The sequence below is a fragment of the Nocardioides pollutisoli genome (assembly GCF_040045055.1).
GTDB lineage: Bacteria > Actinomycetota > Actinomycetes > Propionibacteriales > Nocardioidaceae > Nocardioides > Nocardioides tweenelious.
Genome location: NZ_JBDZDU010000001.1, coordinates 1,920,198 through 1,931,023 on the forward strand (window position 1 = coordinate 1,920,198; position 10,826 = coordinate 1,931,023).

The following is a 10,826-nucleotide window of genomic DNA, read 5'->3' on the forward strand; positions in this document are numbered from 1 at the left end:
TCCGGTGGTTGAGGTGCGAGCGAAGCGAGCCGCGAAACCACCACCGGTGGTTGAGGAGGCGCGCTAGCGCCGTCTCGAAACCCCCGCAGGACCGACGTCGGCCTCGAGGTTGCCGGTGGCTGCGGTCGCGGTTGACGAGAGGTGTGGTCGCCGCGGTCTGTGGTTGCGGTGGCGATTTCCAGTCCGCGGTCGGCTTGCGGGCGCGCTGGGGTCGACCGTCGTGGTTGCGGTCGAAAGAACGAGCCCGTTGGTTGAGGTGGGTGGTCGGCTTACGTCCGCCGGTGGAAGGCGACCTTCCCGCCGGGGAGCTTGGTGATCTCGTACGCCGGGTCGTGGGCTCTGGCGTGGTGCCTGGGGCAGAGGAGTCGTCCGTGCTCGAGGTCGGTGGGTCCGCCTTGGGACCAGAGGTGGTCGTGGTGGGCGTGGCACATGCCGGGTGGCCAGTCGCATCCTTCGGTGGTGCACTGCCGGTCGCGGATCATGAGCGCGATCCGTTGGGCTTTGGTGTGGAACCGCTTGCGTCGGCCGACGTCGAGGATCTCGGACGTGCCGCCGACCACAACGGGGATGATCCCGGCCTGCGACGCGAGCCGCCGCGCCTGGCCCGCTGAGATCGGCTCGCCGGTGTCGAGGTGCGCGGCCTTCAGCCCACCCATGAGGGTCTCGTAGGAAATGATCACCACCGCGGTGGCGTTGACGCCGCCGGCGTCGGGGACCCGGTCGGTGGGGTAGCGCTCGATGAGCTCGCAGAACGCACGACCCATCCGCTGCGTCCCCGGACGACGGGTGATGCCCGCACCGTTGGTGGCGGCTTGGTGCTTGGGGGCGGCGAACCCGCGGAGGATCTTCGCGAGCATCGCACCCTGCGCGGTCGGGAGGCTGAACCGCCCGTGGGTGGTGCCGTGGCCGTCGTCGGTCATCGTGAGCCGACACGACTGCGCTGCGAGCGCTTCTTCGCGCTCCAACAGCTTCGCCTCGTGGGCGTCCGCGGCGTCGGGCGCGATCACCTCGAGGAGCCGCTTGCCGGCGATCCCGAGCGCCTTCGCGTCGAGCTCGGCGGCGCGCTCGACCAGGAACGCCTCCGCCTGGGAGACCAGCTGCGGTTCGAGGTCGTCGGGCAGCTGGTCGACCGCTCGCACGATGACTCGCGCCTGCTCGGTCACCAAATCACCGGCAGCCAGGGCGTCCCGGGTGAGCGTGTGGGCCTCGAGGTCGTGACCCAGCCTCACCGCACGGTGCGCCTCGGGCCGGGTCTGCTTGGTCTGGTGCGCCAACCAGTTCGCCGTGGAGGTCGCACCGACCTCCTCGCCGACACCCACGTCGTCGGCGTGCGCGGCAACGCGCGCCTTCAACTCGCACACCTGCGCTTCGAGACGGGTCAGCTCGACCAGAGTTCGGCCTGCCTCAGCAGCGGTCATCGACCACACCGACGCGGCCACTACCGAGTCAGCTACGGCCCGCATCTGCGTGGTCGCTGACGCCACCCGGTGGGACCGGGTGTGTTCGAGGTCGGGGCGCTGGGCCATACTAGATCATAATCGAACAAAGGTTCGAATACAAGACCAGGCGCCGATCTTCACGGTGCGATCTGAAGGCCGGCGAGCGATGGTGATGTCCGCGCGCCACGACAGGCGACCTGCAGGCTGCGGGGGTTTCGAGACGGTTCCTAGCGGAACCTCCTCAACCACCGAAAACCCGGGAGGCGACGGTGATCCGGGCGTGCTCACCCGCGCAAGTGCCATGTCGGCGCGCAACCGCAGGCTTGCCGCAGCCTGCGGGAGTTTCGAGACGGTCGCTGCGCGACCTCCTCAACCTGCGGAGGTGTCAGTGCTTCTTGGGTGGGAGCGGCACGAACATCGACGTGCGGGCGGCGTACTCGGGATACCCGGGCCGCTTCATCATCGACCGCTCGAGCAACCGGGCACCGGTGACCCAGACGAGCCAGAAGGTCATCGTGATCGGCGCGATCACGGAGGCGAGGCCGGCCACCCAGCCGGAGGCGAGGCCGCCGACGATCCAGATGCCCCACCAGACGCAGGAGTCACCGAAGTAGTTCGGGTGCCGGGTCCAGCCCCACAGGCCGCGGTCCATGACGGGTCCGCGATCGGGATCGGCCTTGTACGCCGCGAGCTGCCGGTCGCCGACGGTCTCGAAGAAGACCCCGACCAGCCAGACCGCGACGCCGACCCAGACCAGCCAGGGCCGGTCGAGGGTGTCGGACAAGGCTGCGGCCTGCAACGGCAGCGACACCAGCCAGACGGCGGCACCCTGCAGCAGGAAGACCTTGCGGACGGCGACACCCATGCCGACCTCGGAGAGGTGGCCGCCGAGCAGCTCGACGTACCTCGGGTCCTCGGTGGCGTGACCGCGAGACCGGGTGAAGATGTGCGACGACAGCCGGCCGCCCCAGACCGCGACCAGCGCGACGAGCAGCCACGACTGCCAGGTCCCGGCCAGCAGCGCACACACGAGCGCGACGGCCACCAGTGCCAGGCCCCACGCGACGTCGACCACGGAGACCCGGCCGGTGCGGCTGGCGGCGTACGCCGTCGCCACCATGACGGCGGCGGCCGCCGCGAGGGACAGGCCGGCGACGGTCAGGAAGTCGGTCAACGAGGACGCTCCATCAGGATCTGGTCGACGCCCATCCGGCCGTCACGGAACGCCATCGAACCACCGACGAGGTAGAGCCGCCAGACGCGGACGACCTCCTCGCCGACGAGCTCGGTCAGCCGGTCGACGTGGGCCTCGAAGTTCTCGAGCCAGCCGGCGACGGTGTCCACGTAGTGCTCGCGCAGAGCCTGGACGTCGCGGACCTCCAGCCCCCCGGCCTCGAGGTATGCGACGGTCTCTCCCAGCGGGCGCATGTGCATGTCGGGCGCGATGAACGACTCGATGAACGGGCCGCCCCCCGGGTGCTTGCCGCGACGGGACATCTGCTGGACCAGCACCCGACCACCAGGGCGTACGGCGCGGTGCAGCACGGACGCGTAGGTGGGGTAGTTCCTCTCGCCGACGTGCTCGCCCATCTCCAGCGAGCCGACCGCGTCGAAGTCCGTCTCGGGCACCTCGCGGTAGTCCTGCAGGCGGATCTCGACCCGGTCGCCGAGACCGCGCTCGGCGATGCGCGCGTCGATGAACGCCTTCTGCTCCGCGGCGATCGTCACGCCGACCACCCGGGCACCGAAGTGCTCGGCGGCGTGCAGCGACAGCGATCCCCAGCCGCACCCGACATCGAGCATCCGCATGCCGGGCTCCAGCTCGAGCTTGGTGCAGACGAGGTCGAGCTTGGCGCGCTGGGCCTCCTCGAGCGACATCCCGGGCGACGAGTAGTAGCCGCACGAGTAGGCCATCGACGGGTCGAGGATCAGCGAGTAGAACTCGTTGGAGAGGTCGTAGTGGTGGCTGATCGCGCGACGGTCGCGCAGCGGGCTGTGCAGCCGGCCGCGCACCCGGGCCTGGGACGCTGGTGCCGGCGGAGGAGCCCCGACCGCACCGATGCCGACGGCCGCACGGATCGCCCGGATCAGGGCGGTCGGCGTGGGCCGGGTCCCGGTCAGACCCCGCTCGCGGGCGACGTCGAAGGCGTGCGTGAGAGCCGCGTCCAGGTCTCCCGGGACGTCGAGCTCGCCGGTGACGTAGGCCTGCGCGGCGCCGAGCTCGCTCGGGTGCCACAGCAGACGGCGTACGGCGTGGGGCGACCGCAGCTCGACCAGCGGTGCGTCCGCGGGACCGGCCTCCGATCCGTCCCAGGCGCGCAGCCGGACCGGGATCTCGCCTCCGACGAAGGGGGCGACCGCCTGGGCGAGGGCGGGGGCTACGGCCATCAGACGGTCCGCTCGAAGGTGAGCTGCTGGACGTCGAGGTAGCCCGAGGCGAAGCCGGCGCGCGAGTAGCAGAGGTAGAAGTGCCACATCCGGAGGAAGGTCTCGTCGAAGCCGAGGGCCTTCACCTGGTCGGCGGCGGCGAGGAAGCTCTCGTCCCACCGGCGGAGGGTCTCGGCATAGTCCTGACCGAAGGCCAGCCGCTCGGTCACCCGCAACGAGGTGTGGGCGGCGTTGACCTCGTCGATCGCCTGGGCCGACGGCAGGAAGCCGCCGGGGAAGATGTACTTGTTGATCCACGTGTAGGTGCGCCGGGTGGCGAGCATCCGGTCGTGGGGCATCAGGATCGCCTGGATCCCGACCCGCCCACCGGGTGCGAGGAGGCGGTCGATGGTGCGGAAGTAGGTCGGCCAGTACTCGTGGCCGACCGCCTCGATCATCTCGACCGAGAGCACGGCGTCGTACTCGCCCTGCACGGCTCGGTAGTCACTGAGCTCGACGTGCACGCGGTCGGACAGGCCGGCCGCGGCGATCCGCTCCTGGGCGAGCGCCTGCTGCTCGGACGACAGCGTGACCGAGTGGACGGTCGCTCCGCGCGACGCTGCGCGGATCGCCAGCTCGCCCCAGCCGGTGCCGATCTCGAGCACGCGGGTGCCCGGGCCGACCCGGGTCTGGTCGAGCAGCCGGTCGATCTTGCGCAGCTGGGCCTCGTGGAGGTCGCCCGCGGGGTCGCCGTCGAACATCGCGGAGGAGTAGCTCAGCGACGGGTCGAGGAAGAGCCGGAACAGGTCGTTGGACAGGTCGTAGTGGTGCGCGATGTTGTCGCGGGTCCGCTTCGTGGTGTTGCGGTGCAGCCGCGGCGGCCGGTGCACGACCAGGCTGCGCAGCTTCTGCAGGGACGCCGGGACCAGGTCGCCGACGTCGGCGGCCAGCACCGTCAGGAACGGCGTGAGCTCGTCGGACTCCCACGCGCCGGTCAGGTAGGCCTCGCCGAAGCCGATGAGGCCGTCGCGGCCCAGCCGGGCGAAGAACTCGTCGGGACGCTCGACCGTCATGGCCGGACCCCCGCGACCGTGTGCCTCCCCGTCCAGGCGCACGGTCACGGGAAGCCGGTGGACGGCCGAGAGGAACAGGCGGCGCGCGACGCGCGCCGAGACGGTGGTGCGGAGACCGGTGGGTACGGCGTCGAGGCCGGGCCACGAGTGCGTCGGGCGGGAAGGCGTGAGAGTCATCGGACCCCCTCCTGGTGGTGGGCCGGGCGTGGCCGGATCGGCAGGCGGCGGGCCCACAGCACGATGCCGTGGACCCGGATGAGCAGGGCACCCACGAGCGCCGCGGGTGCGGCGCGCCAGGGGCCGTGGTCGCTTCGTCGCCCGGACAGCGAAGCACTGAAGACGGCACCGTCCTGGGTCCGCAAGGTGACGGCGACGTGAAGGCTGTCGTCGGGCACCGGGACGGCGAGGTCGTAGGTCCCGTCGGTCCCGTGGAACGGCGAGACGTACATCTGCTTGGGGGTGGTCGCCCGTCCCTGCTCGTCCGGGTGGACGAGGTAGGCGTGCCGGTCGCCGTAGGTGTTGTGCACCTCGACGACGGAGCAGGGGTGACCCTGCTCGGGCCAGACCCAGAAGACGCTGATCGGGTTGAAGCAGAAGCCGAACGCCCGCGGATGAGCGGCCAGCAGGACCCGTCCTGACCCGAGCTCCACGCCCTGCGAGCTCAGGAAGCGAGCCAGGTTGGCCCGGATCGACGCACCCGGCTCACCGAGGTGGTCGCGCGCCTCGAAGCGCCCGAGGATCCCGCGGTCGGGCAGGTGGTCGAGGTCGACCAGCCAGGTGTGCGAGCGATGGGTGAACGCGCGCTTGAAGGGTGTACGACGCGTGTGCCGGATCGTGGTCTCGTAGATCGCCGGAGCCTCGGTGGTCGGGGTCCGGGGGTCGTCCCAGGTGAGGCCGAGCCGTTCGACGGCGGCCAGCCCCGATCGTGAGCCGTCCTCGTGGAACCCCCACCCGTGGTAGGCACCGGCGAAGACGAGCCGGTCCGTGTCGAGCTCGGGCAACCGGCGCTGGGCGGCGACCGACTCGGGGGTGTAGAGCGGGTGCTCGTACTCCATCCGGTCGATGACCGTCGCGGGGTCGACGAGGTGCTCGCCCCCGAGCGTGACCAGGTAGTGCGTGTCGGTGGGGAGCCGCTGCAGCCGGGTCAGGTCGTAGGTCACCGTGACATGGCCGAGGTCCTCGACCGGCCGGCGGAAGTTCCACGACGACCGTGCGCCCGTCGCTTCCGGGAGCAGCGAGACGTCCGTGTGGAGCAGGGCGACGTTGGGCGAGTAGGGGATCGCGGAGAGCACGTCGCGCTGCGCGGCGGTGGGCGCGGCCAGCATCGCGAGCGCCTGCGACGGGTGTGTGGCGATCACGACGGCGTCGTACGACGTGGTGCGACCGTTGCCGTCGGTGATCTCGACGCCCGTGGGCGTCTCGAGGACCGACGTCACCTTGGTGCCGGTGCGGACCTCGTCCAGGGCTGCACCGACGCGGGCGACGTACGACGTCGATCCGCCGGTCACGGTGCGCCAGGTCGGGGAGCCCTTCACGCCGAGCATCCCGTGGTGCTCGAGGAAGGCGAAGAGGTAGCGGGCGGGGTAGTCCAGCGCCACCGCGGGGTCGCACGACCAGACCGCAGCCACCAGCGGCTCCATGAAGTGACGGCGGAAGTAGGGCGAGAACCCGTGCTGGTCCAGGAAGGCGCGCAGGGTGAGCTCGTCGTCGTCGAGCCGGCGCGCGGCGCGGTGGAAGCGCGGGATGTCGACCAGCATGCGGAGGTACGACGTCCGCGTCAGGTTGCGACCGCCGGGGAAGAGCCCGCGCAGGCCGAGCGCTCCCGCCCACTCGAGGCCGGTGGCGTCGTCGCGCACCGACATCGACATCTCGGACTCCTGCGTGGCGACGCCGAGCTCACGGAAGAGTCGCAGCAGGGTCGGGTAGGTCCGCTCGTTGTGCACGATGAAGCCGGTGTCGATCGCGAGCCCGTCGACCTGGTGTGTGTCGGCGTGGCCGCCGAGCCGGTCGTCGGCCTCGAAGAGCGTGACGTGGGCCGACCGCGAAGCGACGTACGCGGCGGTCAGGCCGGCTACGCCGGATCCGACCACCGCGACCCGACGAGGGGTGGGTGCGCTCATGCACTCTGCCCGAAGTCGAACAAGGCGATCGGCTCGCTGGTCGGGTGGTCCGAGCCGCCCTTCGGCTCGATGGTGATGCCCGCGGCCTTGGCGGTCGCGGCGTCCCCGGTGAGCACGACGGTCTGGTCGGCCGCGATCGGCATGACGCCGGCCGAGACCATCCCGCTGACCGGCTGCTGGAGCCAGAGCTGGTAGACCATGCCCGCCGGCGGCGGCGGCATCTTGTGGGTCACGATGACCGCCTTGCCGACCGAGTCGGAGTGGGTGACGGTGGCGCTCGCGCCGCCGTCGAAGTCCAGGGACGTGCTCTGCGCGTCGGGCGCGCCGAGCACCGCGGAGGCATCGCTCACGGTCTGCGACGAGTCGTCCGACCACGGGTGCCAGGCGGTCCCGCCGGCGCCGACTGCTGCGACGACTGCTGCTGCGGCGACGAGCGTCGCCACGCGAAATCGACGGCTGCGCGTCTTCCTCCCGACGCTGATGGTCGGCTCGGGCGTGATCGGGGGCAGCGGACGCACGGTGGTGATGCCGGCGAGGACCCGGTCGCGGAGAGCGGCCGGCGGCTCGACCGCGGTCGTCTCGGCGAGCAGGCCTGCCGTCTCCTGGAGGCTGGCGACCTCGGCGCGGCAGTCCTCGCAGCCGGCGAGGTGCCGTTCGAAGGCAGCGCGCTCGATGTCGTCGAGCGCGTCGACGGCGTAGGCGCCGACGAGTGCGTGAACGTCGTTCATGACTCCACTCCCAAGGTGTCGCGAAGCCGGATGAGTCCGTCGCGGATACGGGTCTTGGCGGTCCCGAGGGGTACGTCGAGCATGGTCGCCACCTCCGTGTGGGTGTATCCGCCGAAGTAGGCGAGGCCGACTGCCTCGCGTTGTACGTCGGTCAGGGTCGCGAGTGCTCCGCGGACCCGGTGTGCCTCGAGGGAGGTCTGGACGGCCTCCGCGGTCGTGTCGTGCTCGACCGCATGATCGTTCTGGTGGTAGCTCGTGTCGCGACGGCTCGACGCCTCGGCCGAGCGCACCCGGTCGACCGCCTTGCGGTGCGTGATCGTCAGGAGCCAAGAGAGCGCGCTGCCGCGGTCGGCGTCGTAGCGCGACGCGGTCCGCCAGATCTCCAGGAACGCCTCCTGGGCGACCTCCTCGGCCTGCGCCGGGTCCCGGACGACGCGCAGCGCCATGCCGTAGGCCCGGGCCGCGGTCGCGTCGTACAAGCGGGCGAACGCGGCCTCGTCGCCCCTGCCGGAGCGCCGCAGGAGGTCGGGCAGGTCGGGGCCGGAGTCGGGTGCCGGCTCGTCAGGGGAGGAGGGCACCGCCTGGAGCCTATTGTTATCCACGATTCAATCGTTTCGTTCGGACGGGGCGGCCAAACCAAGCGGGGTGCGTCATGGTCCTCAGCCTTCCGTGGGAGATCGTCACAGGTCGTTCGGGGCGGGTGGCGATCCGGATTGGTGTCCATCCTGCCGTGTCTGGACCAGTGGGATCCGGCGCCAGTGAGCGTGATTCGGCGCCGCCACGCCCGGCGGATGGGTGCCGAACCTCAGGTTTTCCTCAAATCCGCCACGCACCCCGGTCCTGACCCCTAACTTCTGAGAGATTGCCCGAGGAGTGGTGCGCGAGCACCACCGATCTGGTGGGGGGCTCACGCACCTGCGTGAGGCCGAGAGACGGAACGCTCGTAGACGAGCACAACGGCTGGGGGGCCGGCGATCATGTCGCTGACGCGCGCATTTCATTCTTTGAAGGTCTCGGAGCTCCTACGACGGTCGGGCAGGTTCCTGATCGCCTTCGCCCTCGCGGCGATCGCCCTGGTCGCGTTGCCGGCCGCTCCGGCGCTCGCGACCAACTCGTCGCCGAGCTTCGTCTGTGCTGCCGACACCGTCTACAGCATCGACGGCAACTCCCACGTGATCACCAAGATCAAGCCGAGCACGGGCGGGACGACCGCCAACGGCACCATCAACGTGGGCGACGACACCCTCAACGCGCTCGCGCTGCCGAACGGCGGCGGCCGCTACATCTACGCGTTCAACCGCTCCGCCAACGAGGTCGTGCGCTTCGACGCGAACAGCAACAACGACGAGAGCTACGCGCTGGCCAGCAACTCCAACGCCGGCAGCGTCATCGCGGGTGCCATCAACCCCGTGAACGGGCTCTACTACTACGCCGCCGGTGGCAGCACCTGGACGCTCTACGCGTTCAACACCAGCACCAACACGGGCATCGGCAAGGTCGGCACGATCAGCGGCCTGGGCGGCAACGGCGACATGGCGTTCGACGCCCTCGGCAACCTCTACGTCGTCAGCAACGACAACTCGAGCGCTGCCGGCACGCTGGCGCGGGTCAACGCGCCGCTGCCGACCACGGCCGGGAGCACCGTCCTCACCTCCACCGGCCTCGCGACCCTGCCCGCCAACTCCGGCCAGTACGCCGCGATGGCCTTCGACGGCTCGGGCTACCTCTTCGTCGGCACCGGCTCCGGCAAGCTGATCAAGGTCAACCCGACCAGCGGCGCCCAGGAGTCGAGCCAGACCCTCTCGCTCAACCTCCACGACCTCGCGTCCTGCTCGGTCCCGAGCACGGCCACCACCCGCGTCGACCTGCCGAACGGCCGCCACGACGCGGCGGACCAGTTCACCGTCAAGATCACGGGCAGCGGCGTGACGACCGGCAACACCGGCACCACGACCGGCGCCGACACCGGCCTCCAGACGGACGCGGCCGAGATGGCCGGCCCGGTCGTCGTCCTCCCGGGCACGACGTACACCATCGCCCAGACCGCCGCTGGCGGCACCGACTTCAACGACTACACGACCACCTGGAAGTGCGTCGACCAGGGCACCGGCACCTCGCTGGCGACCGGCACCGGCAACACCGGCACCTTCACGGTGCCCGCGACCGCCGGCGCCTCGGTGATCTGCACGTTCACCAACATCCCGCTGCTGCCGGCGATCAACCTGGTCAAGACGGCCGGCGCGATCAACGACCTCGACGGCAACGGCCCGGACGCCGGCGACACGGTGCCCTACACGTTCACCGTGAAGAACACCGGCAACATCGCGCTCTCCACCGTCGCGGTCACCGACCCGAAGCTCGGTGCCCCGATCACCTGCGCGGCGACGACCCTCGCGGTCGGCGCCTCCACCACCTGCGGCCCGAAGAGCTACACGCTGACCCAGGCCGACGTCGATGCCGGCAAGGTCGACAACACCGCGACCGCGACCGGCAAGGGCTCCAACGGCGTCTCCGTCACCGACGACGACTCGGCCACCGTCACGGTGCCCAGGACCCCGTCGATCGTGATCGACAAGACCGCCGGCTCGATCACCGACGTCGACGGCAACGGTCCGGACGCCGGCGACACGATCGCCTACGGCTTCAAGGTGACCAACACCGGCAACGTCACGCTGACCAGCGTGTCGGCCAGTGACCCGATGTTCTCGCCGGCCGCGATCACCTGCCCGAAGACCACGCTGGTCCCGGGTGAGTCGATGACCTGCACGGGCAAGACCTACACGCTGGTCCAGGCCGACGTGAACGCCGGCAAGGTGCAGAACACCGCGACCACGACCGGCACCCCGCCGACCGGCTCGCCGGTCACCGGCACCGACTCGACGAACACGCCCGTCCCGGCGGCGCCCGCGATCGAGATCGACAAGACCGCTGGCCCGATCGTCGACGCCAACAACGACCACAGCAACAGCGCCGGCGACACGATCGCCTACGGCTTCAAGGTGACCAACACCGGCAACGTCACGCTGACCAGCGTGTCGGCCAGTGACCCGATGTTCTCGCCGGCCGCGATCACCTGCCCGAAGACCACGCTGGTCCCGG

The 10,826-nt window shown here is 70.6% G+C and carries 8 protein-coding genes; 1 reads left to right on the forward strand and 7 read right to left on the reverse strand.

Annotated features, from left to right (window positions below):
- Window positions 1-269 precede the first annotated feature (269 nt).
- From ABLE68_RS09325 to sigK, 7 genes are all read right to left on the reverse strand, one after another.
- Window positions 270-1,526 (reverse strand): HNH endonuclease signature motif containing protein, encoded by a 1,257-nt coding sequence (locus ABLE68_RS09325; protein WP_348871042.1) that lies wholly within the window; start codon window positions 1,524-1,526, stop codon window positions 270-272.
- Window positions 1,527-1,824: 298 nt separating this feature from the next.
- Window positions 1,825-2,613: a DUF1295 domain-containing protein gene (locus ABLE68_RS09330; RefSeq protein WP_348871043.1), complete on the reverse strand. Its 789-nt coding sequence runs from the start codon at window positions 2,611-2,613 to the stop codon at window positions 1,825-1,827.
- Window positions 2,610-3,827, reverse strand: a complete 1,218-nt coding sequence (locus tag ABLE68_RS09335; RefSeq protein ID WP_348871044.1) for a class I SAM-dependent methyltransferase — start codon at window positions 3,825-3,827, stop codon at window positions 2,610-2,612. Before ABLE68_RS09335 ends, ABLE68_RS09330 begins: the two co-directional genes overlap by 4 nt.
- Window positions 3,827-5,056: a class I SAM-dependent methyltransferase gene (locus ABLE68_RS09340; protein WP_348871045.1), complete on the reverse strand. Its 1,230-nt coding sequence runs from the start codon at window positions 5,054-5,056 to the stop codon at window positions 3,827-3,829. Before ABLE68_RS09340 ends, ABLE68_RS09335 begins: the two co-directional genes overlap by 1 nt.
- On the reverse strand, window positions 5,053-6,999 hold the full coding sequence (locus ABLE68_RS09345; RefSeq protein ID WP_348871046.1) for an FAD-dependent oxidoreductase: 1,947 nt from the start codon (window positions 6,997-6,999) through the stop codon (window positions 5,053-5,055). Before ABLE68_RS09345 ends, ABLE68_RS09340 begins: the two co-directional genes overlap by 4 nt.
- Window positions 6,996-7,727: an anti-sigma factor gene (locus ABLE68_RS09350; protein WP_348871047.1), complete on the reverse strand. Its 732-nt coding sequence runs from the start codon at window positions 7,725-7,727 to the stop codon at window positions 6,996-6,998. Before ABLE68_RS09350 ends, ABLE68_RS09345 begins: the two co-directional genes overlap by 4 nt.
- On the reverse strand, window positions 7,724-8,305 hold the full coding sequence (gene sigK, locus ABLE68_RS09355) for an ECF RNA polymerase sigma factor SigK (RefSeq protein WP_348871048.1): 582 nt from the start codon (window positions 8,303-8,305) through the stop codon (window positions 7,724-7,726). The genes ABLE68_RS09350 and sigK overlap by 4 nt, the downstream gene beginning before the upstream one ends.
- 426 nt (window positions 8,306-8,731) lie before the next feature.
- Here sigK and ABLE68_RS09360 point away from each other — a divergent pair.
- Window positions 8,732-10,826 (forward strand): DUF7507 domain-containing protein (locus ABLE68_RS09360; RefSeq protein WP_348871049.1); only part of this gene is annotated, 2,095 nt, incomplete at its 3' end.

Excerpts from the sequence above, each read along its gene's own strand:
- ABLE68_RS09325 (WP_348871042.1), bottom strand. The coding sequence starts at position 1,526 with ATGGCCCAGCGCCCCGACCTCGAACACACCCGGTCCCACCGGGTGGCG.
- ABLE68_RS09335 (WP_348871044.1), bottom strand. The coding sequence starts at position 3,827 with ATGGCCGTAGCCCCCGCCCTCGCCCAGGCGGTCGCCCCCTTCGTCGGA.
- ABLE68_RS09345 (WP_348871046.1), bottom strand. The coding sequence starts at position 6,999 with ATGAGCGCACCCACCCCTCGTCGGGTCGCGGTGGTCGGATCCGGCGTA.
- ABLE68_RS09350 (WP_348871047.1), bottom strand. The coding sequence starts at position 7,727 with ATGAACGACGTTCACGCACTCGTCGGCGCCTACGCCGTCGACGCGCTC.
- ABLE68_RS09340 (WP_348871045.1), bottom strand. The coding sequence starts at position 5,056 with ATGACTCTCACGCCTTCCCGCCCGACGCACTCGTGGCCCGGCCTCGAC.